General features: G+C 60.6%; 26 protein-coding genes and 1 riboswitch. Of the genes, 11 read left to right on the forward strand and 15 right to left on the reverse strand.

Annotation, left to right across the window (positions count from 1 at the left end; genetic code table 11):
* Nucleotides 1-60 precede the first annotated feature (60 nt).
* On the reverse strand, nt 61-420 hold the full coding sequence (gene gcvH, locus HK22_RS00300) for a glycine cleavage system protein GcvH (protein ID WP_062107071.1): 360 nt from the start codon (nt 418-420) through the stop codon (nt 61-63).
* A gap of 36 nt (nt 421-456) precedes the next feature.
* Nucleotides 457-1,602 carry a glycine cleavage system aminomethyltransferase GcvT gene (gcvT, locus tag HK22_RS00305; RefSeq protein WP_086647926.1) on the reverse strand — a complete coding sequence of 382 codons (1,146 nt, stop codon included), beginning with the start codon at nt 1,600-1,602 and terminating at the stop codon, nt 457-459.
* Nucleotides 1,603-1,760: 158 nt separating this feature from the next.
* Nucleotides 1,761-1,850, reverse strand: a riboswitch (glycine riboswitch).
* Between the two features lie 91 nt (nt 1,851-1,941).
* Here gcvT and HK22_RS00310 point away from each other — a divergent pair.
* From HK22_RS00310 to HK22_RS00320, 3 genes are all read left to right on the forward strand, one after another.
* The gene (locus HK22_RS00310) at nt 1,942-2,244 is read left to right on the forward strand and encodes a putative quinol monooxygenase (RefSeq protein ID WP_062030589.1); all 303 of its coding nucleotides are present in this window, start codon (nt 1,942-1,944) and stop codon (nt 2,242-2,244) included.
* Nucleotides 2,245-2,247: 3 nt separating this feature from the next.
* Nucleotides 2,248-2,529 (forward strand): DUF333 domain-containing protein, encoded by a 282-nt coding sequence (locus HK22_RS00315; RefSeq protein WP_062030591.1) that lies wholly within the window; start codon nt 2,248-2,250, stop codon nt 2,527-2,529.
* Nucleotides 2,530-2,643: 114 nt separating this feature from the next.
* Nucleotides 2,644-3,072, forward strand: a complete 429-nt coding sequence (locus HK22_RS00320) for a MarR family winged helix-turn-helix transcriptional regulator (RefSeq protein WP_086647927.1) — start codon at nt 2,644-2,646, stop codon at nt 3,070-3,072.
* A 35-nt stretch (nt 3,073-3,107) separates the two neighbouring features.
* Here HK22_RS00320 and speE read toward each other — a convergent pair whose 3' ends face one another.
* The 6 genes from speE to miaA all read right to left on the reverse strand — a co-directional run bounded on the left by speE (nt 3,108) and on the right by miaA (nt 9,229).
* The gene (gene speE, locus HK22_RS00325) at nt 3,108-3,980 is read right to left on the reverse strand and encodes a polyamine aminopropyltransferase (RefSeq protein WP_062030593.1); all 873 of its coding nucleotides are present in this window, start codon (nt 3,978-3,980) and stop codon (nt 3,108-3,110) included.
* Between the two features lie 65 nt (nt 3,981-4,045).
* Nucleotides 4,046-4,525, reverse strand: a complete 480-nt coding sequence (gene speD, locus HK22_RS00330; protein ID WP_086647928.1) for an adenosylmethionine decarboxylase — start codon at nt 4,523-4,525, stop codon at nt 4,046-4,048.
* A gap of 341 nt (nt 4,526-4,866) precedes the next feature.
* Nucleotides 4,867-5,886: a ketol-acid reductoisomerase gene (ilvC, locus tag HK22_RS00335; RefSeq protein WP_086647929.1), complete on the reverse strand. Its 1,020-nt coding sequence runs from the start codon at nt 5,884-5,886 to the stop codon at nt 4,867-4,869.
* Entirely contained in the window at nt 5,886-6,413 is a 528-nt protein-coding gene (gene ilvN, locus HK22_RS00340; RefSeq protein ID WP_062030599.1) for an acetolactate synthase small subunit, read from the reverse strand. The genes ilvC and ilvN overlap by 1 nt, the downstream gene beginning before the upstream one ends.
* Nucleotides 6,413-8,206, reverse strand: coding sequence for a biosynthetic-type acetolactate synthase large subunit (ilvB, locus tag HK22_RS00345; protein WP_143412350.1), 1,794 nt, complete (start codon nt 8,204-8,206; stop codon nt 6,413-6,415). Before ilvB ends, ilvN begins: the two co-directional genes overlap by 1 nt.
* Nucleotides 8,207-8,236: 30 nt before the next feature.
* A complete protein-coding gene (gene miaA, locus HK22_RS00350; protein WP_086647930.1) occupies nt 8,237-9,229 on the reverse strand; it encodes a tRNA (adenosine(37)-N6)-dimethylallyltransferase MiaA in 993 nt (330 codons plus the stop codon).
* Nucleotides 9,230-9,270: 41 nt separating this feature from the next.
* Between miaA and serB the strand changes: the two genes are divergently transcribed.
* On the forward strand, nt 9,271-10,164 hold the full coding sequence (gene serB, locus HK22_RS00355) for a phosphoserine phosphatase SerB (protein ID WP_086647931.1): 894 nt from the start codon (nt 9,271-9,273) through the stop codon (nt 10,162-10,164).
* A gap of 67 nt (nt 10,165-10,231) precedes the next feature.
* On the opposite strand, the gene HK22_RS15490 is transcribed toward serB, so the two are convergent.
* On the reverse strand, nt 10,232-10,849 hold the full coding sequence (locus HK22_RS15490) for a hypothetical protein (protein ID WP_198945445.1): 618 nt from the start codon (nt 10,847-10,849) through the stop codon (nt 10,232-10,234).
* Nucleotides 10,850-10,962: 113 nt separating this feature from the next.
* Complete coding sequence (locus HK22_RS00365) at nt 10,963-11,508, reverse strand: DUF721 domain-containing protein (RefSeq protein ID WP_086647932.1); 546 nt, start codon at nt 11,506-11,508, stop codon at nt 10,963-10,965.
* A gap of 10 nt (nt 11,509-11,518) precedes the next feature.
* Here HK22_RS00365 and HK22_RS00370 point away from each other — a divergent pair, with 10 nt between their 5' ends.
* From HK22_RS00370 to HK22_RS00380, 3 genes are all read left to right on the forward strand, one after another.
* Nucleotides 11,519-12,577, forward strand: coding sequence for an A/G-specific adenine glycosylase (locus HK22_RS00370; RefSeq protein WP_086647933.1), 1,059 nt, complete (start codon nt 11,519-11,521; stop codon nt 12,575-12,577).
* On the forward strand, nt 12,574-13,215 hold the full coding sequence (locus HK22_RS00375) for a hypothetical protein (protein WP_143412351.1): 642 nt from the start codon (nt 12,574-12,576) through the stop codon (nt 13,213-13,215). Before HK22_RS00370 ends, HK22_RS00375 begins: the two co-directional genes overlap by 4 nt.
* 573 nt (nt 13,216-13,788) lie before the next feature.
* Nucleotides 13,789-15,480, forward strand: coding sequence for an alpha-keto acid decarboxylase family protein (locus HK22_RS00380; protein ID WP_086647935.1), 1,692 nt, complete (start codon nt 13,789-13,791; stop codon nt 15,478-15,480).
* A 92-nt stretch (nt 15,481-15,572) separates the two neighbouring features.
* Here HK22_RS00380 and HK22_RS00385 read toward each other — a convergent pair whose 3' ends face one another.
* Entirely contained in the window at nt 15,573-16,637 is a 1,065-nt protein-coding gene (locus tag HK22_RS00385; protein ID WP_062032587.1) for a transporter, read from the reverse strand.
* 242 nt (nt 16,638-16,879) lie between these two features.
* On the opposite strand from HK22_RS00385, the gene HK22_RS15165 reads away from it, so the two are divergent.
* The 3 genes from HK22_RS15165 to HK22_RS00400 all read left to right on the forward strand — a co-directional run bounded on the left by HK22_RS15165 (nt 16,880) and on the right by HK22_RS00400 (nt 19,094).
* Nucleotides 16,880-17,242 carry a hypothetical protein gene (locus HK22_RS15165; protein WP_062107123.1) on the forward strand — a complete coding sequence of 121 codons (363 nt, stop codon included), beginning with the start codon at nt 16,880-16,882 and terminating at the stop codon, nt 17,240-17,242.
* Between the two features lie 94 nt (nt 17,243-17,336).
* A complete protein-coding gene (gene ahcY, locus HK22_RS00395; RefSeq protein ID WP_086647990.1) occupies nt 17,337-18,632 on the forward strand; it encodes an adenosylhomocysteinase in 1,296 nt (431 codons plus the stop codon).
* A gap of 75 nt (nt 18,633-18,707) precedes the next feature.
* Nucleotides 18,708-19,094 carry a DUF3597 domain-containing protein gene (locus HK22_RS00400; RefSeq protein WP_086647936.1) on the forward strand — a complete coding sequence of 129 codons (387 nt, stop codon included), beginning with the start codon at nt 18,708-18,710 and terminating at the stop codon, nt 19,092-19,094.
* A 77-nt stretch (nt 19,095-19,171) separates the two neighbouring features.
* On the opposite strand, the gene HK22_RS00405 is transcribed toward HK22_RS00400, so the two are convergent.
* The 4 genes from HK22_RS00405 to sucB form a co-directional block, all read right to left on the reverse strand.
* Nucleotides 19,172-20,281: a histidine-type phosphatase gene (locus tag HK22_RS00405; RefSeq protein WP_233142283.1), complete on the reverse strand. Its 1,110-nt coding sequence runs from the start codon at nt 20,279-20,281 to the stop codon at nt 19,172-19,174.
* 62 nt (nt 20,282-20,343) lie between these two features.
* Nucleotides 20,344-22,608, reverse strand: coding sequence for a TonB-dependent receptor (locus tag HK22_RS00410; protein ID WP_086647938.1), 2,265 nt, complete (start codon nt 22,606-22,608; stop codon nt 20,344-20,346).
* 143 nt (nt 22,609-22,751) lie between these two features.
* Nucleotides 22,752-23,762, reverse strand: a complete 1,011-nt coding sequence (locus HK22_RS00415) for a L,D-transpeptidase (protein ID WP_086647991.1) — start codon at nt 23,760-23,762, stop codon at nt 22,752-22,754.
* A 114-nt stretch (nt 23,763-23,876) separates the two neighbouring features.
* Nucleotides 23,877-24,989 carry a dihydrolipoyllysine-residue succinyltransferase gene (gene sucB / locus HK22_RS00420; protein ID WP_086647939.1) on the reverse strand — a complete coding sequence of 371 codons (1,113 nt, stop codon included), beginning with the start codon at nt 24,987-24,989 and terminating at the stop codon, nt 23,877-23,879.
* A 167-nt stretch (nt 24,990-25,156) separates the two neighbouring features.
* On the opposite strand from sucB, the gene HK22_RS00425 reads away from it, so the two are divergent.
* Nucleotides 25,157-25,804 carry a gluconate 2-dehydrogenase subunit 3 family protein gene (locus tag HK22_RS00425; RefSeq protein ID WP_086647940.1) on the forward strand — a complete coding sequence of 216 codons (648 nt, stop codon included), beginning with the start codon at nt 25,157-25,159 and terminating at the stop codon, nt 25,802-25,804.
* The last annotated feature ends 13 nt before the right edge of the window (nt 25,805-25,817 follow it).

The raw sequence follows: 25,817 nt of genomic DNA on the forward strand, positions 1-25,817 counted from the left end.
GCAGAAATTCGGGGCGGGATGAAAGAAAAACGGGGTCTGCCAACGCAGACCCCGCAAGCCTCAGAGGCTCTTATACTGCTCGGCCGTCAGCAGGCCCTTGAGGTCGTCCGGGTTGGAAACCGTCATGCGGAAGATCCAGCCCTCGCCTTCCGCATCGCGGCCCACCAGCGTCGGATCATCGGACAGCGCTTCGTTAAAGCCCGCCAGCGTGCCCGCTACCGGCGCATAGATGTCGGACGCCGCCTTCACGGACTCGACAACCGCAGCCGCATCACCGGCGGCAACTTCCGTGCCCTCGTCCTTGGCTTCAACGAACACCAGTTCGCCCAACTCTTCAGAGGCATGCGTCGTGATGCCAACAGTCGCCTGCTCGCCATCGACGCGGATCCATTCATGAGACTTCGTGTAATAGGTCGTCATTGCTGCTTTTTCCTGATCTGAAATTCGACTGTAAGTTCAGCGCTTGAAACCGGGTGCCACGAACGGCATCGCCCGCACATGCAGTGGCACATACTTGCCCCGCAGTTCCGCAAAAACGGGTGTGTCCAGCGCCGCATGATCCGACGCGACATAGCCCATCGCAACAGGAGCCTTCACGCTCGGGCCAAACGCCCCGGACGTGACCACCCCGATTTCCTTCTGCCCCTCGGCATCGGCAAAGAGCTTCGCCCCCGCCCGCACCGGAGCCCGACCTTCCGCCAGCAGACCCACGCGCCTGCGCGACACGCCATCGCGCGTCTGCTTCAGCACGACTTCCGCCCCCGGATAGCCGCCAGCGCGGGAGCCGCCCTCACGACGCGCCTTCTGGATCGCCCAGCCCAGCGAAGCTTCAACCGGCGTGGTCGTAACATCAATGTCATTGCCATACAGGCACAGCCCGGCCTCCAGACGCAGCGAGTCCCGCGCGCCCAGACCAATCGGCAGCACATCCGGCTGCGCCAGGATCGCACGTGCGATTTTTTCAGAATCCGCGCCCGCACAGCCGATCTCGAACCCGTCCTCGCCCGTATAGCCGGACCGCGACACCGTCACCTTCACGGGCCCAGTCGCAGTGGCCAGTTCGGTCTCGATCACATCCATGAAGCGCATGTCCTTCACGGCCGTGCAAAGCGGCGCCAGAGCCGCTTCCGCAGCCGGCCCCTGAAGCGCCATGAGCCCCCGATCAAACTGGCGCGTCACAACACACCGATCAGACAGCGCAGCCTCGATCCGGTCTGCGTCCTGAACCTTGCAACCCGCGTTCACGACCACCAGAAGATCATGGCCCATATTGGCGACCATCAGATCGTCCAGAATACCACCCTCTTCATTGGTCAGCAGTCCATAACGCTGGCGCCCGGCGGCAAGCCCAACATAATCCGCCGGTACCAGCGTCTCCAGAGTTGCAGCCGCGTCCTTCACGTCGCCGCTTTTCGCGGCAATGCGGATCTGCCCCATATGGGACACATCGAACAGACCAGCCTTCTCGCGCGTATGCAGATGCTCCGCCATCAGTCCCGCAGGGAACTGGATCGGCATCTCAAAGCCTGCGAACGGCACCATCTTCGCGCCAAGTTCCAGATTCAGATCGTAAAGGGGAGTACGCTGGAGGGAATCGCTCATACGAAAAAGCCCGGTCCATTCTATCTCAAGACGTGAAGATGCAGACGCCTCCGGCTCCACGCAGAACGCGGCCGGAAAAACGTCGCCCCTTCTGTCCTTTCGCCTGAGATCGCTATCCCGTCGGCGGATGCGTCGAGCGCACCTCTCTCCAGAATGTCCTGACCGCCTCGGTCCTTTGGCCTGAGAGTTTCCGGGGCGGTTGCTCCTTCGGCGCCAGCCTCTCGGCCGGTCTCTCCCGTGTCGGTCCTTCCGATCCTGCCAGTTTCCGAAAAACTCCGCAATCGTTACGATCGCTCCTGCGTTGTGTCCCGAGACCTTAAATGCACAAAGGAGAACTCCATGGCTGGCGAACTGACGGTCATTGCCGAATTCGAGACCACACCGGCAACCTATGACAGATTTCTCAAGGTCTGCGCCTATGACAGCGAACGCTCCGTCGCCGACGAATCCGGCTGCCACAGCTTCACGGTCCTCTCCCCCGAAACGGAAGCCGATACCGTCATCCTGGTGGAAGTCTATACCGACCGCGCGGCCTTCGAAGAGCACCTCAGGACCCCGCATTTCGAGGTCTTCGCAAACGCTGTAAAAGAACTGGACATCAAGGAACGCAGCGTCCGCTTCCTGAAGAAAAGGGCTCCCTGAGCAATGCATCTTTCAAGCACGAAACACCTCCTGGCCATCACCCTCCTGTGCGGCACGGTGTCCGCCTGCGCTTCCCATCCGCAGCACAATCCGCGCACCCGCCTGATCGGCATTCCCAACCCCGCCAGCGTCTATTGCACGCAGCAGGGCGGCCGACACGGTGATGTCCGGACTGCAGGCGGCGAAACCGGCACCTGCACCTTCCCGCCCAACCAGATCTGCGACGAATGGACGCTCTACCGCGAGCACCGCTGCGTCGCCCCGCTGGCCAAAATGACACCCTGATTTTTCAGCCTGGTCAGATCAAGCCCGGTCAGGCCCGAAAGAGCCGCCGGGTTTTTTCATGACCTCAATACATAACATGTTATGTATTCTATCCACATGATCCCCGGAATCCGCATGACCGTCCCCTCTCCCCTGAGCGCCCTGACCACCCGCAACACCAGACTCTTCACACTCCTGCTGGAACGCGAACTCAAAAAGACCGGCCTCCGGATCGGTCAGCTCCCCGTGTTGCAGGCTTTGCAGGACGGAAAGACCCTCAATCAGAAAGCGCTCGCGGATTTTGCGGATATCGAACAGCCGGGCATGACGACACTTCTCGCCCGGATGGAACGCGACGACCTGATCCGGCGCGAACCAGACCCAACAGACCGCCGCAGCACACTGGTCACACTGACACTGGACGGTCAGCGGAAAAGCCGGAATATCGTTCCTGTTGTGGAACATTTAACCGACACAGCACTCAAGGGGTTTACACCCCTCGAACGCGATATTCTCGTAACACTTCTGGAACGGATCAACAGCAGCCTGAGAGAGCAGCTGTAACCGCCTGCCCCTTTAATGAAGAGGCAGGCGCGGGATCATTTTCCGGTCTTGGGAAGATGCTCGGCAATATAAGGCGGCAGGTTGAACGCCCCGACATGGATCTCCGGCGTCCAGTAGCGCGTCGTACCCACGATCTTCGCAGCATCCGCACGGGCGCGGATCTGCTCGACCGTCTGCGTGTTCGGTGCCTGCCCCTTGGAGGCCACACCCAGCGTCATGAACCCGCCGACATAGGTCGGAACAGCCGCCACATACGCACCGACATGCGGGAAAAACTTCGCACGACGCAGGCTCGTCTCATGCAGTTCGTCCGCCTGCATGAACGGAACGCCACACTGGTTCACGATCAGACCTTCGTCCGACAGGATGCGCGCGCAGTTGCTGTAGAACTCGTCCGTGAACAGCACTTCGCCCACACCGATCGGATCGGTGCTGTCGACGATGATCACATCGAACGCACCATCAGCCGCCTTCAGAACATAGTCGATGCCGTCGCCGACAATGACCTCGGCCCGCGGGTCGTTCCAGGCATCTCCGGCAATGTTCGGCAGATACTGCTTGGACAGCTCGATCACCGCACCGTCGATCTCGACCATGACAGCCTTCTCGACCGTCTCATGCTGCAACACGCGACGCAGAACGCCACCATCACCCGCACCGATGATCAGAACACGCTTCGCACAGGGATGCGCCAGCAGCGGCACATGCGTCAGCATTTCCTGATAGACGAACTCGTCACGCTCGGTGATCTGGATAACGCCGTCCAGAACCAGCACGCGGCCGTGGCTGGAACTTTCGAACACCACCACATCCTGAAAGTCGGATTTTACCCGTGCGAGTTCGCGCGTAACGAGAAAACGCTGTCCCCAGTCCGGGTACAGTGTCTCGTTGAGCCATGTTTCAGCCATGGATCATCGTTTCCTTGTCGGAGTATATTGAAAAAGGGCCGGTCTTACCCGGCCCTTTCATCAGTTCAGACCGCTTTTGCGGCCTTGTCCTGCACGCGGCCACGCCGCACTGCATCGACCTCGATCCGCCCAGCCTGGAACAGGCGCTGCATCACCGGAATCGACAGGTTCGGATCACACACGCCGCACATGAACACGTCTACAGCGGCATAATTCCGTTCCGGCCACGTATGGATCGAAATATGGCTTTCTGCCAGCACGATCACGCCCGACACGCCGCCATTGGGCGTGAAGTGGTGAAAATGGCTATGCAGAATCGTCGCGCCAGCTGCAACAGCAGCTTCACACAGCGTTTCATCAATCCGCATCGGATCATCGAGATTCCGGGCATCCCAGAAATCGATCAGCAGGTGATTGCCAGCAAAACGCTCGCCATCACGCTCAATGAAGTAATCTTTGCGCTCATCCTCGACGAAGTGAGCGGCGCTGTTCTGGATATCTCTCGGGAGTTCCGATACCATCCCCAGTTGAGCAAGTGCGTTCATCACGTACCCCCAAACCAGTAGACAGCCTGTTGGGCAAAAAATGCCCCCTTGGGCCAGGAAGCGCGCTAGTTACCGGCCCCTCCCCCCTGATGCAAGCACTTTATGGGGCAATTCCCCAATATGTCACATATCTTTTTCGCCCCATGTGCCTATTGCATGAGAAAGAGGTTTTCCCTTTCCTGTACACAGGGCTGAGACCAAAAATTTCATAAATCCCCGAGCCCCGGAAACAGTTCGGGCGCCGGATCTGTGGGAAACGAATCCCCCAAATCCCGACGCCCGGCAGACGCTGATACGTCCCGATCCAGAGAGGCCGAATCCAGCCTCCCTGACCCGCCTGATCAGTTCTTGGTCTTGTCGACCAGCTTGCCCTTGGCAATCCACGGCATCATCGCGCGCAGCTTCTCACCGGTCTTCTCGATCTGGTGCGCGTCGTTGCGTGCACGGATGGCTTTGAAGCCAACGCCGCCGGACTGGTTCTCAAGGATGAAGTTACGAACGAACGTGCCGTCCTGAATGTCCGTCAGAACGCGCTTCATCTCAGCCTTGGTTTCAGGCGTGATGATCCGCGGACCCGTCACATACTCACCATACTCCGCAGTGTTGGAGATGGAGTAGTTCATGTTGGAGATACCGCCTTCGTAGATCAGATCCACGATCAGCTTCATTTCGTGCAAGCACTCGAAATAAGCCATTTCCGGCGCATATCCGCCTTCAACCAGCGTCTCGAAGCCGGCGCGGATCAGATCGACCACACCACCACACAGGACAGCCTGTTCGCCAAACAGATCGGTTTCGACTTCTTCCTTGAAGGTTGTCTCGATGATGCCTGCACGGCCGCCACCATTGGCGCTGGCATAGGACAGAGCGATTTCGAGCGCATTGCCCGAAGCATTCTGCGCCACGGCCACGAGGGACGGAACGCCACCACCACGCTGATATTCGGAACGGACCGTGTGGCCCGGGCCCTTCGGCGCGATCAGGAACACGTCCAGATCCGGACGGGCTTCAATGATGCGGAAATGGATGGACAGACCATGTGCGAAGGCAAGGGCTGCACCCTGCTTCAGGTTCTTCTCAAGGCTGTCCTTGTACAGGGCGCCCTGGCCTTCATCCGGCGTCAGAACCATGACCACATCGGCCCACGCGGCTGCGTCTTCCGGGGACATGACCTTGAAACCGGCCTCTTCAGCCTTCTTGACGGCAGAAGACGTCGGACGCAGGCCGATGACGATGTCCGTCAGGCCGCTGTCCTTGAGGTTATTGGCATGAGCGTGACCCTGGCTGCCATAGCCGATGATCGCGACTTTCTTGCTCTTGATCAGATTCAGATCGGCATCGCGATCATAATATACCCGCATCAGACAGGCTCCTTTTTAAGGTGAAAGACTGAAGGACCGCGCCCGATGGCGGCAATCCCGGTGCGCGAAACCTCGGCCAGACCAAGGGGGCGCATCAACTCGATGAACGCGTCGATCTTCTCGGGCGACCCCGTCAGCTCGAACACGAAACTCGTGGCCGTCGTATCCACTGGCCGCGCGCGGAACGAATCCGCAATGCGCAGGGCCTCCGTCCGGCGCTCGCCGGACGAGACGATCTTCACCAGCGCAAGCTCGCGGCCCACATACGGGCCTTCCTGCGTCAGATCGCAGACATCATGCACCGGGATCAGGCGCTTGAGCTGCGCCTTGATCTGCTGGATCACCATCGGCGTGCCCGACGTCAGCACCGTGATGCGCGAGAGCTTCTGCTCCGCATCCACCAGCGCCACCGTCAGGCTCTCGATGTTGTAGCCCCGGCCGGAAAACAGGCCCACCACGCGGGCCAGCGCGCCACTTTCGTCCTCGATCAGGACTGAAATGACCGAATTCTGGATCGTCTCCGTCATCAGACCAGCATCTTCCCTTCTTCGGTCAGTCCCGCCGCTTCGGAATCCTGATCCGGACCCAGCAGCATCTGGTTATGCGCCGCACCCGATGGAATCATCGGATAGCAGTTCTCGCCCTCGGCCACGCAGATATCGGCCACGACCGGCCCGTCATGCGCCAGCATCCGGCGGATCACGTCATCCAGCTCACCCACATGCGTCGCCCGCATCCCGGTCGCATGGAACGCCTCGGCCAGCTTCACGAAGTCCGGCAGCGCCTCGCTGTAGGACTGCGAATACCGCGAGCCATGAAGCAGTTCCTGCCACTGACGGACCATGCCCATATAGTGGTTGTTCAGGATGAAAATCTTCACCGGCAGGCGATACTGCGCGATCGTCCCCAGTTCCTGGATGTTCATAAGCGTGGACGCCTCACCGGCGATGTCGATCACCAGCGCATCCGGATGCGCTACCTGCGCGCCTACGGCAGCCGGCAGACCATAGCCCATCGTCCCCAGCCCACCCGACGTCAGCCAGCGGTTCGGCTTGTCGAACTGGAAGTGCTGGGCTGCCCACATCTGGTGCTGACCAACTTCGGTGGACACGAACGTATCGCGACCCGTTTCCTTCGCCAGCTCATACAGACGGCGAACCGCATGCTGCGGACGGATGACGGCAGACGGCGTCATGTCCTGCGTAAAGCCAAACCCGTCCACACTCCGCCAGGACGCAATCTGGTTCCACCAGGTCGACAGATCCGGCGCAGGGGTCTCCCCCCAGCCTTCGAGCAGCGCTTCAAGCGTATCGCGCACATCGCCTTCGATCCGCACATCCACCGGCACGATCTTGTCGATCTGGCTCGGGTCGATATCGGCATGAACCTTGAACGAATTGGGCGAGAACGCATCCACACGCCCCGTCACGCGGTCATCGAAACGCGACCCCAGAGCGATCAGCAGATCACAGCCATGCGTGGCCATGTTCGCCTCGACCGAACCGTGCATCCCCAGCATACCCAGGAACTGCGGATCAGGAGACGGAAACGCCCCCAGCCCCATCAGCGTGGATGTCACCGGGAAACCGGTCTTGCGCGCCAGACGACGCAGCAGGTCCGACGCTTCCGGCCCGGAATTGATGATGCCACCCCCCGTATAGAAGAGCGGGCGCTTCGCCGTCTTCATGGCTTCGAGGGTCCGGGCGATCGCCTCCGCATCCGGCCCACCCTGATGGCGCAGCCGCTGGAGGCGCGACAGTGCCGGCTTCGTCAGCGGCGCCTTGCCGACCGTGATGTCCTTGGGCAGATCCACCAGAACCGGCCCCGGACGCCCCGAGCGTGCCACCTCGAACGCCTCACGCACGGTCTGCGCCAGTGTTCCGGGCTCCCGGACGAGATAATTGTGCTTGGTCGCAGGGCGCGTGATGCCGGTCGTGTCGGCTTCCTGAAACGCATCATTGCCGATCAGCTTCGTCGGCACCTGCCCCGCCAGACAGACAAGCGGAATGGAATCCATCAGCGCGTCCACAAGCCCGGTCACGGCATTGGTCGCCCCGGGACCCGACGTCACCAGAACCACGCCAACCTTGCCCGTCGAGCGCGCATAGGCTTCCGCCGCATGAACGGCGGCCTGCTCGTGACGCACAAGAATGTGTCGAATCCGGTCCTGCTTGAAAAGAGCATCGTAAATCGGAAGGACAGCCCCACCCGGATATCCGAATATGACCTCCACACCCTCTTCATCGAGAACGCGCAGAAGCACTTCCGCGCCATTCAGCGCCTCGTTGCCTGTTCCTGCGTCTCTTTCAGCAGCCGTCACCGTTTCCTCCCAAGGTATGAGCGGCGGGATTTAGGACGACAACGCGGCGGCGTCAACTCGTTCCGATATAAAGTTCTCTATTTTTTCATAATGACTTTCCGATTCTTGCGCAAAATGGGTATATCTGCGCAACGAAATCATCGCGTCACCCTCTTTTCCCAACGCATGATGCCGGAACCACGTCGCCTGCCGCCGCGTATAGCGCCCGATGGCAAGAACCGCGGATTTCCGCGCCTCTTCAAGCGATTCCTCGCCCCGCAGAACGGCTGCCAGTTCAGGCACACCATGGGCACGCATGGCAGGCAGAACCGGATCAAGGCCACGTTCCAGCAAACGGGACACTTCGTCCAGAGCCCCGGCCTCCAGCATCTGACCGAATCTGAAATCAATCGCCCGGCGCAACCCCTCCCGCTCGGGATCAAGCTGCACCGACACAAACCGGCAGGACGCCGGCGGCAGACCCGGCTGAGACCGCCACCAGGCCAGTCCATGCCCCGTCCCCGTCCAGACCTCCCAGGCCCGCGAAATCCGCTGCGTATCGTTCGGACGCAGGCCGGAGGCCGTTTCAGGATCAACCTCCATCAGACGCCCATGCAGCGCCTCCGGCCCGATCTCTTCCGCCAGCCCCCGCGCTTCGGTCCGCGCAGCGTCTCCGGGGTCCGGCACCTCCACCAGACCATCCGTCAGCGCCCGCAGATACATCCCCGTCCCACCACACAGGACCGGCAAACGCCCCACGGCCCACGCCTCGTCCATTTCCCGCAAGGCTTCGGACCGCCACCAGGCCACACTGCCCGGCACAGCCGCATCCAGAACCCCGTAAAGCCGGTGCGGAACGGCAGCCTCATCCGCGTCGTCGGGCCGGGCCGTCAGAATCCGCAGATCGCGGTAAACCTGCATGGAATCCGCGTTGATGACCGTGCCGTCAAAGCGTCGCGCAAGGTCGAGCGCCAGTGCCGACTTGCCGGAGCACGTCGGTCCGGCCACAATGATCGCAGTTTTTGTTGTCTTCGGGGCGTTCATTCTCCCCTCCTGCCACACGTGCCGGACCGTTACGAGATCTCATGTCCCTTCCTGCCGTCCTGACCCTCATCGCCGACCGGAAATCCGGTCCCCTCAAACCCGAGGCCATCGACATGGCCCGCGCGCTCGTCAAGGGCAACGCGCCCATCGTCCTGTCTCCGGGAGAAGCGGTAGACATTCCCTGCCCGCCGCCACGCCCCGGATCGGCCAACATCACCACGATCCGCGCAACGCTCGCGCCCTACCGTGTCGACGCCCTGCTTCTCAAAACACGCGGTCGCCGCCGGGCCGTCCTCGTCGCGGACATGGACAGCACCATCGTCACGGGCGAAACGCTCGACGAACTGGCGCACCTTCTGGGCTGCGGCGAAGACGTCGCGGCCATCACCCGCGCTTCGATGAACGGCGAACTCGATTTCGAAACCGCGCTTGAACAGCGCGTGGCCCTTCTGGCCGGAAAACCTGCTTCGGTTCTCGAACAGGTCTGGGAGTCCGTCACCCTGACGGAAGGGGCCCGCGAACTCGTGCAGACCATGCGCAGGCATAATGGCCGCACGGCTCTCGTCTCGGGCGGCTTCACATGGTTCACCCAGCGCGTCGCCGAACTGTGCGGATTCGACGAGAATTACGGCAATGAACTGGAAATCGCAGACGGCAAAATCACCGGCCGTCTCGCTGGCCCGATCCTCGGCCCCGATGCCAAGCGCGACCATCTCGAACGCCTGACCTCAGAGCGCGGCGTACAGCTTCGTGCGGCTCTGACAACCGGCGACGGCGCCAACGACATCCCCATGCTCGCCAGCGCGGGTCTTGGTCTGGCCTTCCACGCCAAACCCAATGTCCGCCGCATCATTCCCACACAGATCAACTTCGCCAGCCTGCGCGCACATCTCTTCGCACAGGGCTACAGTGCAAAGGATTTCGTCACGGACTGACCGGACCTCAAACCCTGACGATACGAAAAAGCCGCCGGAGAGAGATTCTCCGGCGGCTTTTTTTCGATCAGTATCCCCAGGTATAGGGCGGCACATTGGAATAGGATGGCACGGCATAACCGGGAGCATAGCCCGGCGCATAACCATATCCGCCGCCATACCCTCCACCATAACCATAGGGCGAGGCCTCGATCGCCATCCCGGTCGCGACGCCAAGACCGACACCAAGGCCCCAGCCGCCCCAGCCCCAGCCGCCGCCCCAGCCCGGCATCCCCCAGCCATAGCCAAACCAGCCTGGTCCACCCCAGCCGTTCCAGCCACCCCAGCCCGGATAGCCCCAGCCGCCAAAGCGCGGGCCACCCCAGCCTCCGCCCCAGCCGCCACCACGGAACCCCCATCCGGGACGGCCACCGCCATAGCCACCACCGCCCCAGCCTCCACGATATCCACCGCCGCCGGGCGGGCCGCGAAACCCGCCGCCACCGCCCGGACCACCATGAAAACCGCCACCCATACCGCCGGGTCCCATACCACCACCGTGAAAGCCCCCGCCGGGCCCTCCGCCGCCGCCATGAAAGCCTCCGCCCCCCGGACCTCCCCCATGCTGGGCAAAAGCGGGAACAGAAATCGTGGATGCCAGCAAGGCCAGCATCAATGCGGCGGCCGGTCTGTTTGTGAAGGTCATGGCAAGTCTCCTGCGGGAAAGCCCGATCATGTTTTCCATATCGGCATTACCAGATCGTGTAGGAAGAGGGCCTTTCCATGACGAAACAACTTGTTTCACGTGAAACACTTCCGTCACTTTCGCCTGCGCTTCGCGCCCAGATGCCCGCCCAGGCTTTCCAGCGCCAGACGAAGCTCCTCGTCCTCGATATCCGGCACTTCGATCTGCAACGGTTTCGGACGCTTCGGCGTCGGTCGCTCGAACGCCACCAGATCCTGAACAATCTTCAGACGCTCGATCCCATACTCGCCCCGCAGCCCACAGGCCACATTGATGCGCTCGATGATCTGCGGCGCCAGATGCTGAAGCTCCATCGCGATCGGTCCTGCACAGGCCAGCGTCAGTGTCCCCGCAGACAGACGGCGCGGTTCGGTCTGTTTCCCCAGACGCGGGCCGACAAAATCCGCCCAGTCCATCATCAGACGCGCCAGAACCGGCGGCTTCTTCTTGAAGACTGGCTGCGTCAGCGCCTGCACGAAAGACCCGATCTGCTTCGTGCCCGAACGGCGCGGCGTCCAGTTACGATCAGACGCGGGCACCCAGCCATCAGGCTCCTGCGCCGGTTTCTTTCGGGCCGTATTTCGTAACGGGCGCTTGTCCGAACCGCGATCCTTCGTCATATCCGTTCCCGTGACTCCTGATGCATCCGCCCTGCTGCGCTGGTACGACCACCACCGCCGCGCCCTTCCCTGGCGCAGCCTGCCCGGCCAACGCCCGGATCCGTACGCCGTCTGGCTGAGCGAGATCATGCTCCAGCAGACAACTGTCAAAGCCGTCATATCCTATTACGAGCGCTTTCTCACGCATTACCCCACAGTTCAGGGTCTCGCAGCGGCTCCGCTCGAAGATGTCCTGCATCTCTGGGCCGGCCTCGGCTACTATGCCCGTGCCCGCAATCTCCATGCCTGTGCGAAACGCGTCTCCGAACGCGGCGGTTTCCCAGACACGGTCACAGAGTTGCTGACCCTTCCCGGAATCGGCGCCTACACAGCCCGCGCCATCGCCGCCATCGCCTTCGGACGCCCCGTCGTTCCCGTTGACGGCAATGTCGAACGCGTCACAGCGCGCCTGAACGCCACCGAAGACCCCCTTCCAGCCTCACGCCCGCTCCTTGCCCGACAGGCCGCACTCCTGAACGCCGACCCTGTCGCCCAAAGCCGCCCGTCAGACTTCGCGCAGGCCCTGTTCGACCTCGGCGCAACGATCTGCACGCCCCGCAACCCTGCATGCCTGACCTGCCCCTGGCAGACCTCCTGCATCGCCCATGCCCGCGGTATCGCGGCCCGACTCCCGGTCAAACAGTCCAAACAGACACGCCCCACCCGCTACGGCGCACATTTCCTCCTGCACGATTCCAACGACCAGATCCTGCTGCGGACCCGCCCGCCCACAGGCCTTCTGGGTGGCATGGACGAACTGCCGGGAACAGACTGGCGCAGCACGCCCTGGAGCGAAGACGAAGCCCTCGCTCTCGCCCCCGGCCTGACCGACTGGACCCGCAGAGGCGAAATCCGCCATGTCTTCACCCATTTCACCCTGTTCCTCACGGTCTATGAGGCTTGCCTTCCACAGGGCCATAATGCAGGGATCGATTCCTCTTTCGGCACGTTCCGCTCAACGAAGCGCGCCGCCCTGCCCGGCGTCATGAAGAAATGTCTGGCCCTCACCCAACCGCCTCCGGAGACATGATGACTGAGACCCCTCCGATACTCCGCCTCTGGTTCATGGACTGGTTCGGCTGGATGCTCGATCATAATTCCCTGAAAGACGCGCTGTGCCGCACTCCTTTTCAGGAAGGCCGCCTTCCGGGCCTCAGCGCCAGCGTTCCGCTGCCTTTCCGGCTTCCCTGTCGTCCGCTACTGGAAAAACGGATTTCAATGCCCCGCCCCTTTCCCGAAATGGAACTGCGGGAACATGCCCCAAACCGCGTGGTCTTTTTCCTTCCACAGAGCGGAACCTATCTGAGAAGCGCCCCAACCGGCGCGGATTCGATAGATTTTGGAGCCCCCGAGCCAAGGGAATGGGAAACGTTCTTTCCCATGACGATGGAAATGCTGCGCGGGCTCTCCCTGATCCTGAAGCCCGACATCGTAAGCCTGAAAGACGACGCGGGACACAGCCTTCCCGCCCCCGCACTCCAGCACGGCTTCTCACTCCAGTTCGGTGACAGATCCCTCCCCCTGTTCCTGAATACGGCGGCCCTGATCCAGATCGGCCAGATCATGCCCGGAAACACCACCAGCCTCGCACTCACATGGAGCGCCGACGCCCCGCCAACTCCCGTCACCGCTTCCCGCGAAGCCCCCACCCAGCCGCCTTCCCCTTAAAAACAGCTCCTGATCCACAAGGCGCAGACATACCTCCTGCACGCCTTGCGGATCAGGAGATGCTCCGTTACCTGTAATATTTGAACAAGACCTTTCTGGTCCTCATCGGTTCCACGGAAATTCCCTGTCTGTATTGGATTCTCCCTCATGAGAAAGGGTTTTTTCAATTAATTGTAATTTTTGATTGATGTCCTTCACAGACAGAATTTTTGTTCTAAACATTCATGCGTCTGGAGCAGACAGGTATTTCATACGAAGCCAGTCTGCTTTCCGGCTGTCATGGGAAGATATGTCGCCAACAGGTTCTTTTCTTGCCGCGTTCAGGGGCCGTCCTTACGGAACGGACCGTTTATTGTCTTATACTGTTCATTATTTAACGACAGACAATCGCTATCCCGGCCTTTACGATTTTCCACTCTCCCCTGACGGCACGTTACCCCCGACACCCTGCTCCAGACACCAGCCCGCAACCTGCCATCCGCCTGTCTCTGGTCAGATGACTGCATGGTCCTGTCAGCACGCCAGACCATCCAGTCATCTGACCGTCCCTATGGCTCCTGAGGTATCAAAATCATGACCTACACTGTCGGACATTATCTTTCCGAACGCCTGACGCAGATCGGCCTGAAGCACCATTTCGCCGTCGCGGGCGACTACAACCTCGTTCTGCTCGACCAGATGATCGAACAGGGCGGCACCAAGCAGATCTATGACTGCAACGAGCTGAACTGCTCCTTCGCCGCCGAAGGCTATGCCCGCGCCAATGGTGCCGCCGCAGCCATCATCACCTTCAGCGTCGGCGCGATTTCCGCCATGAACGGTCTGGGCGGCGCCTATGCCGAAAACCTGCCGATCCTCGTGATTTCCGGCGCGCCGAACACCAACGATCACGGTTCGGGCCATGTCCTGCACCATACGATCGGCACGACCGAATACAGCTACCAGATGGAAATGGCCAAGCACGTCACCTGTGCGGCCGAAAGCATCACCTCCGCCGAGACGGCCCCGGCGAAGATCGACCATGTCATCCGCACCATGCTGCGCGAGAAGAAGCCGGCCTATCTCGAAATCGCCTGTAACGTCTCGGCTGCACCCTGCGTCCGTCCGGGTCCGGTGTCGTCCCTGCACGCCCACCCACGCCCCGACGAAGCCAGCCTCAAGGCCGCTCTGGACGAAAGCCTGAGCTTCCTCGACAAGGCCACCAAGGTCGCCATCCTCGTCGGCACCAAGCTGCGCGCCGCCGAAGCGCTCAAAGAAACCGTCGAACTGGCCGACAAGCTCGGCTGCCCCGTGACGGTCATGGCTGCCGCCAAGAGTTACTTCCCCGAAACGCATCCCGGCTTCCGGGGCGTCTACTGGGGCGATGTCAGCAGCCCCGGTGCCCAGGAGATCATCGAAGGCGCCGACGCCGTGATCTGCCTTGCTCCCGTCTGGAACGACTACTCCTCGGGCGGCTGGCAGAGCATCATCCGCGGCGAAAAGGTTCTCGAAATCGATCCGGACCGTGTGACCGTCAACGGCAAGACCTTCGACGGCTTCCGCCTCAAGGAATTCGTCAAGGCCCTGACCGAGAAGGCCCCGAAGAAGTCCGCAGCCCTGACCGGCGAATACAAGCCCGTCATCCTGCCCAAGGCCGACCAGGCCAAGCCGCTGACCAACGACGAAATGACCCGCCAGATCAACGATCTGGTCGACGGCAACACCACCCTTTTCGCCGAGACCGGCGACTCATGGTTCAACGCCATGCGCATGCATCTTCCCGAAGGTGCGAAGGTCGAGACGGAAATGCAGTGGGGCCATATCGGCTGGTCCGTTCCGTCCATGTTCGGCAACGCCACCGGCTCGCCGGAGCGCAAGCATGTGCTGATGGTTGGTGATGGCTCCTTCCAGCTCACCGCGCAGGAAGTGGCCCAGATGGTCCGCTACGAACTGCCGGTCATCATCTTCCTGGTGAACAACCACGGCTACGTCATCGAAATCGCCATCCATGACGGCCCGTACAACTACATCCAGAACTGGGACTACGCCGCTCTGATGCAGTGCTTCAACCAGGGCGTCCCCGGCGAGGAAAGCGGCAAGTCCGGTCTCGGTCTGCATGCCACGACGGGTGCCGAACTGGCCGATGCCATCGCCAAGGCCAAGAAGAACACCCGCGGCCCGACGCTTATCGAGTGCAAGCTCGACCGGACGGACTGCACCAAGACACTGGTCCAGTGGGGCAAGGCTGTTGCAGCCGCAAACTCCCGCAAGCCCCAGAACACCTGATCAACACCTGACCACAAACAGGTCTCCAAAGAAAAACCCCCGTGTCAGACACGGGGGTTTTTCTTTTGTACCACATGAAAACCTGACGACCGTCAGAGCAGACGCGCGACCTTCATGAACAGAAACGTCACGCTCATGAAGACGAAACAGACAATGCCTGCCTCCACGGTCCCCAGCGATCCCTGAGCCAGAAACATCCCGCCGGTATTCATGCCGAAGAACCCGGTTACGAATGTCGCGGGCAGCATCAACGTGGTCCCGACGGAAACGATATACAGCCGCCGGTTGGTCTCTTCCGCCTGATTGGACCCGAGTTCGTCCTGCAACGACCGCGCACGGTCCTGAAGCGCGATCAGATCGTCCAGAGCCGCATGAACCTGCCGTTCCGCCCGGTCCCGCAGTTCATCCTCGGCCCAGTCCGGAAGATCCAGATCTTCGTCTTTCAGAACACGGTCGATCGGCGTCACAACCCGGCGCAGCTCGGTCGCACGACGGCGCACCTTGCCCACGATACTACCCAGATGCCCCAGATCGGAGCGATGCTCGATCAGCAGAAGCACATCTTCCGCCCGGTCCAGCTCATCATCCAGATGCCCGAGCTGACGCCGCACGGTCCCGGTAAATTCCCGCAAGGCACGATCAATGATCCCCGCAGGCGTCCTGGGGATCTGATCCGGCCGCAGGGAACGATAGGCCGCCCCCAGCACCGGAATGGGATTGCGCCGCGTCGTAATCAGCAGATCCGGGCGCATTGCAAACCGCCAGGCACAGATCTCCCGGTCTTCTTCTGACAGCGCATCGTCAAAGGCGGGCAGCGCCCCCCAGATCAGATCCTCGAACGCCTCAAGCGCAATCCCATATTCCGTCTCGGCCAGCATCGCACAGACGTCTTCGGGCAGATCCGGCAGATGCGCCACATACCCCCGCGCCGAACTGTGCACCGTATCGAAATGCAGCCAGTACCAGCCTTCGTTCTCAAGCGGACGTCCCGGCGCCAGGAGCGCTTCCACCTCGGCCGATCCCAGCGTCCGCAGATCCTGCCCCGGAACGGCATGCACGGCCCAGACAAGCCCGTTTGCGAACGCAGGCGCGCCGGTTTCCTGATGCTGTGGGTCCAGAACCGTGAAGGGGAAGTTGTAGGCAGTGCTGTCTGACACGACATCCTCCTGTTTTCAGGGGGTTCAGGACCGGCAGAACCGGCATGCAGGCTCAACAGAAACGACGGGGCAACGCGCCCTCTCCGGCTTCTCGCATGCCCTGCATACAGACGCAATATACCCGTCTTTCCGCACCGAAACCGTCCCGCGAATGCAACTCCACCCCAAACAGACAGTTAAAACACCATATCGCAATGAGTCAGCCCCGACACACGGGCGCGCTCCTCCGGAAAGGAACATTCATGTCCATCCGCACAGCATTCTTCGCCACCAGCCTCCTGCTCGGCACCGCAATCGCCGCTCCTGCAATGGCCCAGGCGGTCAGCGCTCCCAGCAACGACCAGCCACAGACCTCGACCTCTGCGATCCAGAAAGCGCAGAACTCCACGGTCAGCCAGCCGAACAACGCCCTGCCAACCAACCCGCGCACCATAACCGAACAGCCGGACCAGCCCGCTCCCGCCGCGCCCAGCCCCATGACCCGCAGTACGAACGAAACGGGCCCCGTCCCGTCAGACCAGAAGGACGTGCACAAGCTTCCCGGCAAGCATCATCACACGCATAAAAAGACGCCTGCTCCGAGCAAGACGTCGTCGCCGGAATAAGACGGAAAAGCCTATTGCCGGGCCCGCCCTTTCCGCGGGTCCGTCAAGCCTTTATACAGGCAGCCATCCAAAGATGGGCAGCAAGGGCCATTTCATGACGACGCAGGATTACAAGGTTCGCGACATTACTCTGGCAGACTGGGGCCGCAAGGAAATCTCCATCGCCGAAGGCGAAATGCCGGGCCTGATGGCTCTTCGCGAAGAGTACAAGGACACACAGCCGCTCAAGGGTGCACGCATCGCCGGCTGTCTGCACATGACCATCCAGACCGCCGTTCTGATCGAGACACTGATCGACCTCGGTGCCACGGTCCGCTGGTCCTCGTGCAACATCTTCTCCACGCAGGATCACGCCGCAGCCGCCATCGCCGCAGCGAACATCCCCGTCTTTGCCTGGAAGGGACTGACGGAAGAGGAGTTCAACTGGTGCATCGAGCAGACCATCCACGGTCCCGATGGCTGGACGCCGAACATGATCCTCGATGATGGTGGCGACCTCACCATCATGATGCACGACAAGTACCCCGAAATGCTCAAGGACGTGCGCGGCATTTCCGAAGAGACGACAACGGGCGTGCATCGTCTGTGGGAAATGTCCAAGAAGGGCACGCTGAAGGTTCCGGCCATCAACGTGAACGACAGCGTCACGAAGTCCAAGTTCGACAACCTGTATGGCTGCCGCGAGAGCCTCGTGGACGCGATCCGTCGCGGCACGGACGTCATGATGGCCGGCAAGGTCGCCGTGGTTGCCGGTTACGGCGACGTGGGCAAGGGTTCCGCTGCTTCCCTGCGCAACGCAGGCTGCCGCGTTCTCGTGACCGAAGTCGATCCGATCTGCGCTCTTCAGGCCGCCATGGAAGGCTATGAAGTCGTCACGATGGAAAATGCAGCCCCGCGCGGCGACATCTTCGTCACCTGCACCGGCAACGTGGACATCATCACGATCGACCATGTGCGCGAGATGAAGGACCGTGCGATCGTCTGCAACATCGGTCACTTCGACAGCGAAATCCAGGTCGAAGCCCTGCGTAACTATCGCTGGAACAACATCAAGCCGCAGGTTGACGAGATCGAGCTGGCTCCGAACCGCCGCATCATCCTTCTGTCCGAAGGCCGCCTGGTGAACCTGGGTAACGCAACGGGCCACCCGTCCTTCGTGATGTCCGCATCCTTCACCAACCAGACCCTGGCGCAGATCGAACTGTGGACGGCAAAGCCCGGCCAGTACGAAGTCAAGGTCTACACCCTGCCGAAGTCTCTGGACGAGAAGGTCGCTGCCCTGCACCTCGCGAAGGTCGGCGCAGAACTTTCTAAGATGACGTCAGATCAAGCAAAATACATCAACGTTCCCGTCAACGGTCCGTTCAAGCACGAAGAATACCGCTACTAAGACGAGGCGGATTAGAAAGGGCGGAATCCCGGTTGCGCCCTTTCCGGATTTCCTCAACCAACAGGAGTTACACTCATGGGTCTTTTCAGCACGATCATGTCCAAGATCTTCGGACATGCAGAAGCCGCCACACCGTCCACCACAGCCGCTCCGGCTGAAGCAGCCGCAGTTCCGGCCACCGCAGCAGCAGCCCCGGCAGCAGCGCCCGTGGATGTGGACGCCGTCCTGTCCGGTCTGGCCGCAAATGCAGGCCAGCCGCTGAACTACAAGACTTCCATCGTGGACCTCCTGAAGCTGCTCGGCCTCGACAGCTCGCTCCAGTCCCGCAAGGAACTGGCCGGTGAGCTGCATTATTCGGGCAGCACGGACGACACCGCGACGATGAACGTCTGGCTCATCAAGCAGGTCTATGCCGAGCTGGCCAAAAATGGCGGCAAGGTTCCGGCTGACTGGACGCACTGATCCGCGTCCCGTCCGCACGGACACCATAAAAAAAGCCCGGCTGTCACCAGCCGGGCTTTTTTTATGAAACGCTGATCTCAGGGAAGGATCGCATTCCCCGGCTCAAGCGTCTGCATCGAACGCTCCACCCCGGACGCCTGCCCCGCACGCAGTTCCTCAAGAGACTGATGGAATATCCGCACCCTGACCTCAACATGCCGGTCCGGATAACGCCACTGCTCGAACGCCAGAACCGTATCCGGCGCCGTGCTGTCCGGCTGATCGTCAAACGTCCATGACAGCCCGAAAATCGCCGCCAGCGCATCCTGGTTCGTATCGTGCCCCGCCAGAACCAGAAGCCGCGTGGAATCCGTCACACCCGGAATCTCCGTCACCGAACGGTCCGCCAGAAACGCCCGGACGCTCTCGGCCATCACCCCGTTACGCGCCGCCGCCACAACAGGCAGACGTCGCAACATCCGGCTCTCTGCTTCATGAACCGGCAGAACGGTTTTCAGCAGCCCCGGAACATCCGCTTTCGCAGACCCGAAAACACCCTCTGCAAAGCCTTCGGAATACAGCAGCAGCAGACTTTCCGCCGCCATGCCACCCGTCGCCACCCCTCCCGAGAGACGCGGCGCGCCTTTCTTCCATTCAAGCACCGCATCATCGCGCAGACACCACGCCGTATGCGCAACACCATCACACGCGCCGGGCGCCATCAGTGTCTGCAAAGCCTGCAAACCACCCCGAACATCCGAACGCTTCGAGACAGGCAGCATGGAGGCAAACGCCTGCTCCGTCTCCTGCTTCGACGGCACCGCGCGTCCAGCCGAAATGGCATTGAACACTGGGTCCGGCCCATGCTCCTGCCATTGCGCAGAAACATGACAGTCCGGAGCCAAACCACGCGCCCAGACCTGCCCGGTCTGCTGCGTCCGATGATCCGCGCCATCCGCCCAGATCCGCACGCCATTGGAACAGGATCGTAACGGATTAAACCCGAGACCTATATAATGCGTCCGAACAGCCTGAACCATGGCCCCAAGCGCCACAGCCCCATGCGACGTCATTTCTCCGGGCGCGACAGACCATTCAGGCCAGTTGAAACCGGTCTTCTCCCGCAACGCCGTTGCAGACGCCGTCGGACTGCGGATCCCGTGCCGCGACAGCAGCACGACTTTTTCCAGAACAGGCCCCGACGGCACGGGAGCGCTCCCCGAACATCCCGCCAGGAACAAGGCCCACAGAAGAATAGAGTGCGTCTTTTTCACGGGAAGGTCGCCGTCATGTTGAAGAAGACGCTGCGCCCGGCCAGGCGCCAGTAAAGCGGCGCATCACCATAAGACTGGTTGCCCGCAAAATCGCTGATGGAGCGATTGTTGAAGAGGTTGGAAATCTTGAGGCTCGGCGTCACGTCGCGCATGAAACCACCGATATTATGAATGCGCCACCCCAGTGCCAGGTCCGCCGTGACATTGCTGTGGATTTTGTACTGGTTTTCAAACACAGCATTTCCAGCCGCATTTGTGGTACTGTCCAACCCCCAGTGATGCCCGACATATTTCCCCATCAGAGAGAAATACGGCCCCTTCGGATTTTCATAAAGCAGACCGAACGACGCCAGTGAATCCGGCGTCGTCGCAACGCGCACGGTGCTATGTTTGTAGCGCGCATCATTTACGCTGTAATTGCCGTAAAGCGAGAAGCCATATCCAATGACATACTGCCCCTCAAGCTCGATCCCCTTATAAATCGCGCCGCCACTGTTCACGTATGTAGACGTGGTTCCGATACCATCAACCTTGATCTGTGCGGATGCGATATAATTGGAAAAATCGATATAATATCCATCCAGTGACAGCATCCAGTTCTTGCCGTGATAGACCGACCCCACCTGATAATTCAGTGTCGTTTCGGGCTTCACGTTTCCAACCGACTTCACCTGGAAAACCGACATCGGAGGTGCCAGAAAGCCCCGCGCGATCTGCGCATAAGCGCTCCAGTTTTTCATAATCCGTTGATTGATCGCAATGGATGGCTGCCAGGATCCATAATGCTGCGTATCATTCAGCGGCACCTTCGTGGACTTGTTAATGGCTGCATCATAGTCCCTTGTGAACATGGAATATTTCACACCCGGCTTGATAACTGCCCCCTTCCAGGGGTGAATATCCAGTTCGAGATAGGGCTGAATGGTCGTGTTCAGATCCGAAATATCATAACTGTAAGCCGACCCTGTTTTGGACGGAACCGGTATCGAATTTTTACTCAGATCGAGTGCATAGGTGTATCGGCGATCCTTCTGCACATCCGCCCACACACCGAACAGAACATCCCCGTAAGACGTATGCGATTTAAATCGTAACGTATCGCCATAAGAACGGAATTTGGCGTCCGCATATTTCCCGGGAATATCATTGGCATAGGTCGCCACCTTCTTCCCGGCCGTATTATAGAACGTCACGCCATTCGCAGCGGTGCTCGTCTGGCTGGCATCCGTGCTTTCCGTATAATCATGCTCGAAGCCGCTCGTATAAAGCTGGTTCTCCATCGTCAGCCACGACGCAAGACGGCTTTTCAGACTGACGTAATCAAAATCCGACGTGTAGGTGCTGGGATTATATCCATAATAACACTGCGCGGCCGGGTCGTTGCACAGCCCGTAATTCTTCCCGTATTTCGCATATTCCGCGAGCGTCGCGCCCTGCGTCGTAAACTGCCATTCCTTGTTATAGGTCGCCTCGAATGTCAGCGTCGTCTCGGGCGCAAGATCAATCACGTCCTTGAACATCAGATTGCTCCGGCGCTCTGCCGAGTTCGTCAGATATCCGTTCGTCTCCTCGTGCTGCATGTCGAGAAACGCCCGACCAAAGCGCGTCTTGCCGCTGTCAAACTCGATCCCACCGGCCCGCGTATTGAAACTGCCATACGTCCCATAGAGCGACACGCCCCTCTTGGCCGGAGGCGTCTTGGACGTGAAACCCATCGTGCCACCGAACGTGGCATTTCCAATCGTAGACCCCGTACCCGGACCACGATCAATCTGCGCTTCCCCCAAAAAATGCGAAATAAACAGAGACGAAGTCGTGTGATGCAGATCAGTGGCATCGCCAAACGGAATGCCATCGAACGTCATGTTATACTGACCATCCTGGAAACCGCGCAGGCTCATCGCCTCCGCCTTACCCATTCCAGGACCGTTCGGATTCTGTGAATAGACGCTCGGCTGGAACCGGATGATATCGTCAATACTGGCGAGCGGAATAATGTTGTTGCTCAGAAAGCCGGACTGGATTTTTGATGTCGGCTCCGTAATGTCCAGAGGCACCGTGGCAGGCGCAATCCGCGCCGCATGACCCAGAACGGTCAGGTTTTCCACGCCAGGTGTAGCGTCTTTTTCTTTTCCGGCTTTGTGTTCCTCATGCTTCTTCTGTTTTGCATCAGAAACATCAGCCTGGGCGCTTCCTCCCAGCAACAGGGCACCGGCAAAGCACCCGGAAAGCAGGATATGGTTACGCATCTTGAACGTCATGGGGAGTGGGCTCCAGTGATTGGCGCGCACTCCATACGGAAGGCTTCAGGTCAGGAAAACTGCTTTACCGTTCCTGAAATAAAACATTCACACGTTTTACTTCAAATCTTCATACTTATTTTGAAATATTTCTTGTTTTATATTTACGGCAATGGTCTTTTATCTGCAATAGGGTCGATTTTCGGCTCGGTCAGTGGTCCTGAATCCACCACGACCACCAGATCTCCCGCAATCGGCGTGGGCTGCCGGTCTTTTGGAAGCAGCGCCTGAAAACGCGGATCGTAACTCGCAGCCTGCTCATACAGAGCATCAATCAGGCCATAATGATCCATGAATTTGTTCATGGTCGCCGGAATACGAATGCAGCCTTCCGACGCCGGATGCCCCAGACGCCATTCAAGGAACTGCGGATCCGTCGCATGGATCTCCAGCCGGATCTGCCCGGTTTCATGTCGCGGCAACCAGCCCTTCATCGCCGTCTGCCACCCCATGTCCCACACGCGCGATCCCTTGGCGCCGATGCCACGAATCCCGTTCTTGTTCTTCGTCCCTTCCGCCCGGTAACCTAGGCGGTCCGCCGTGTTCTGGAAAACACCGATCGGGGTGATGTAATAATATTTACGCCCCGTTGTCCCGGTCGAAACCGGCGTCCCCCCAAGAGACTCCCACGGAGCATCCGGCAATGCCAGAACGTAATCCAGGTGCTGGATCTGCTCGTTCCGATCCACAACCACAATAAGCTGCGGCCGCGCAATCGGCATGTTCGCCTGCGTCACCTCGTCCTTCGCAAGCGTCAGGAACGCCCGGCGACGCTCGGGCGTATATGTGCTGAACCCTTTGACGGTATGCTTCATCAGCACCGCCAGGCGTGACGCCTCTTCCCGGGCCGCTTCGTCGGAAACAACCGGCAGATCCGGAATATCCAGAGGCGGTGGCGCCAGATCGGGTCGCGAGGGCGTATCGGTCGGCGGATTGCTGGCCGGCGGTGGCACCGACGCTCCCAGAGAGGGTGTCGTATCCGGCTGATGCGTCGACAGTTCCGGACCTGCGCCATCCGGCCGTGCACAGGCCGCCAGCGGTGTCAGCCCCACGACCATCGTCGTGGACGCACATAACAGAACTGCAAACCGCGTCAGTCTGGAAACATCACGCATCTTCAGGGCACCATCCTCGGGTTCGGAACAACAGACAGAACGCGAGGGAACAGAGACCTGTCCGGCGTTCGGCATGACTGAAACGTCTTCAACGCACCAGCCACGCAAAAGGCATCACAGATCCAGAAGCAGACGCCTCGGATCTTCCACAAGCTGCTTGATCCGGACGAGAAAGCTCACCGCCTCCCGCCCGTCGACGATCCGGTGATCGTAGGACAGCGCAACATACATCATCGGCCGGATCACGATCTGCCCGTCCCGCACGACCGGACGGTCCTGAATGGCATGCATCCCCAGAATGCCCGACTGCGGCGTGTTCAGGATCGGCGTGGACAGCAGCGAACCAAAAATCCCGCCATTCGTGATGGAGAACGTCCCGTGCGACAGTTCCTCCAGCTTCAGACCGCCCGTCCGCGCCCGCTTGCCGTAATCGGCGATGCGACGCTCCAGCTCGGCAAAGCTCATCTGATCGGCATCATGCAACACCGGTACCACCAGCCCGCGCTCTGTCCCCACAGCAATACCCAGATTGACGAAATCGCGATAAACGATCTCATCGCCTTCGATCTGCGCATTGATCGCCGGATAATCCTTCAGCGCGCCCACAACGGCCCGCGCGAAAAAGGACATGAAGCCCAGACGCGCGCCGTCATGCTTCTTCTCGAACTCGTCCTTGTATTCCGCCCGCAGCGCCTTGGCGGCGGACATGTCGATCTCGTTGAACGTCGTCAGAATGGCCGCCGTGTTCTGCGCCGCCTTCAGATTCCGCGCGATCGTCTGACGCAGACGGCTCATGGGAACCCGACGCTCCCGCGCCTCATGCGAAGACAGCTTGGGGGCCGGTGCGGCAGAAACGAGCTTCGGCGCTTCCGGAGCGGGAGGCGTGACGCGCGCCGGGGATGCAACAGTCGATGCAACAGGCTCCGAAGCCGCAGTCTTGGGAGCAGGAGCCGGTTCAGCCGCGACAGGTTCAGGCGCAGCCGGTGCCTCCGCCGTTTCGTCCACAGCCCCGAGCAGGCCGCCGATCTCGACTTCCGTGCCCACCGCCACACAATCTTCCAGACGCCCGGCGGAAGGCACAGTCACTTCAACACTGACCTTGTCCGTCTCCAGCTCCACGATGGTCTCGTCATGCTGCACATAGTCGCCGGAGTTTTTAAGCCACCGCGCGACAGTCGCAGTCGTCAGGCTTTCTCCAAGCGCCGGAACCCTGATTTCGACCGTCATGCTGCTTCCCTGTCTTGCGTCCCGCCGCGAAGCGGGGAAATGTCTGTGCCGTACCCGACACTATGTCCGGAAAAGGTTAAGAATGCAGAATACTGCATCTTCGTTCCCAGCGGGAGGCGGAACCATCCCCCTCGCCGGACTTTGAAACCAAAACACAGGAGGCCGCAATGTCCCACCCGCCCGACCGTCCTGAAATTCTGGACTCCGACCACCTCTCCGCCCGCACCCGCGAGATCCTCACATCCCGGCTTTCCGTCTTAGGAACGCAGCCCCGGACGCTGTCGTTGCAAGCCTATGCCGTCCTCGATGCGCTTCTGCCCATTCTGCTGCCCCTCGACGAAATTCTGCCGCTTGGCACAGACACCAACATGACCGCCCGGATCGACGCCGCGCTTTCCGGCCCCCGCGACGGCTGGCGCTTTGCGGATCTCCCGCCTGATGCCGAAGCCTGGGAATCCGCCCTCCTGACCCTCGACGACGTCGCAGCCGACCAGCACGGACTCCGCTTCATCCATCTGGCCCCGGATCTGCGCGGCACCCTGCTCGACGCCGTCATGGACGGGCAGATCGGCCTCGACCGCGAAGACCGCCTCACGGCATCACAGATGAAACGCTGGTCCGGAGACCTGCGCGGCGAGGTCGTGGACTGCGTCATGAGCGACCCGCGCATCCAGCAGGCCCTCGGCATTTCCTCCAGCCTCACCGGCGGCGACACCGTCTTTCAGGGCTTCACGAACGTCGGCCCCGACAGCCGCGAAAACTTCGAACCCAAAGCCACCGCCCCCCTTCTCCAGATGGCAGACTCCAGCGAATGAGCAGCACGACCGT

The sequence above is a fragment of the Gluconobacter sp. DsW_056 genome (assembly GCF_002153595.1).
GTDB lineage: Bacteria > Pseudomonadota > Alphaproteobacteria > Acetobacterales > Acetobacteraceae > Gluconobacter > Gluconobacter albidus.

What these genes read in the sequence shown, in the direction of transcription:
- HK22_RS00425 (WP_086647940.1), top strand. Translation starts at nt 25,157, where the DNA reads ATGTCCCACCCGCCCGACCGTCCTGAAATTCTGGACTCCGACCACCTC.
- HK22_RS00365 (WP_086647932.1), bottom strand. Translation starts at nt 11,508, where the DNA reads ATGACGAAGGATCGCGGTTCGGACAAGCGCCCGTTACGAAATACGGCC.
- HK22_RS00315 (WP_062030591.1), top strand. Translation starts at nt 2,248, where the DNA reads ATGCATCTTTCAAGCACGAAACACCTCCTGGCCATCACCCTCCTGTGC.
- gcvT (WP_086647926.1), bottom strand. Translation starts at nt 1,602, where the DNA reads ATGAGCGATTCCCTCCAGCGTACTCCCCTTTACGATCTGAATCTGGAA.
- speE (WP_062030593.1), bottom strand. Translation starts at nt 3,980, where the DNA reads ATGGCTGAAACATGGCTCAACGAGACACTGTACCCGGACTGGGGACAG.
- ahcY (WP_086647990.1), top strand. Translation starts at nt 17,337, where the DNA reads ATGACGACGCAGGATTACAAGGTTCGCGACATTACTCTGGCAGACTGG.
- HK22_RS00410 (WP_086647938.1), bottom strand. Translation starts at nt 22,608, where the DNA reads ATGACGTTCAAGATGCGTAACCATATCCTGCTTTCCGGGTGCTTTGCC.
- HK22_RS00400 (WP_086647936.1), top strand. Translation starts at nt 18,708, where the DNA reads ATGGGTCTTTTCAGCACGATCATGTCCAAGATCTTCGGACATGCAGAA.
- HK22_RS00380 (WP_086647935.1), top strand. Translation starts at nt 13,789, where the DNA reads ATGACCTACACTGTCGGACATTATCTTTCCGAACGCCTGACGCAGATC.
- HK22_RS15165 (WP_062107123.1), top strand. Translation starts at nt 16,880, where the DNA reads ATGTCCATCCGCACAGCATTCTTCGCCACCAGCCTCCTGCTCGGCACC.
- sucB (WP_086647939.1), bottom strand. Translation starts at nt 24,989, where the DNA reads ATGACGGTCGAAATCAGGGTTCCGGCGCTTGGAGAAAGCCTGACGACT.
- miaA (WP_086647930.1), bottom strand. Translation starts at nt 9,229, where the DNA reads ATGAACGCCCCGAAGACAACAAAAACTGCGATCATTGTGGCCGGACCG.
- ilvC (WP_086647929.1), bottom strand. Translation starts at nt 5,886, where the DNA reads ATGCGGGTATATTATGATCGCGATGCCGATCTGAATCTGATCAAGAGC.
- ilvN (WP_062030599.1), bottom strand. Translation starts at nt 6,413, where the DNA reads ATGACGGAGACGATCCAGAATTCGGTCATTTCAGTCCTGATCGAGGAC.
- speD (WP_086647928.1), bottom strand. Translation starts at nt 4,525, where the DNA reads ATGAACGCACTTGCTCAACTGGGGATGGTATCGGAACTCCCGAGAGAT.
- HK22_RS00375 (WP_143412351.1), top strand. Translation starts at nt 12,574, where the DNA reads ATGATGACTGAGACCCCTCCGATACTCCGCCTCTGGTTCATGGACTGG.
- serB (WP_086647931.1), top strand. Translation starts at nt 9,271, where the DNA reads ATGTCCCTTCCTGCCGTCCTGACCCTCATCGCCGACCGGAAATCCGGT.
- HK22_RS00310 (WP_062030589.1), top strand. Translation starts at nt 1,942, where the DNA reads ATGGCTGGCGAACTGACGGTCATTGCCGAATTCGAGACCACACCGGCA.
- gcvH (WP_062107071.1), bottom strand. Translation starts at nt 420, where the DNA reads ATGACGACCTATTACACGAAGTCTCATGAATGGATCCGCGTCGATGGC.
- HK22_RS00320 (WP_086647927.1), top strand. Translation starts at nt 2,644, where the DNA reads ATGACCGTCCCCTCTCCCCTGAGCGCCCTGACCACCCGCAACACCAGA.
- HK22_RS00415 (WP_086647991.1), bottom strand. Translation starts at nt 23,762, where the DNA reads ATGCGTGATGTTTCCAGACTGACGCGGTTTGCAGTTCTGTTATGTGCG.
- HK22_RS15490 (WP_198945445.1), bottom strand. Translation starts at nt 10,849, where the DNA reads ATGACCTTCACAAACAGACCGGCCGCCGCATTGATGCTGGCCTTGCTG.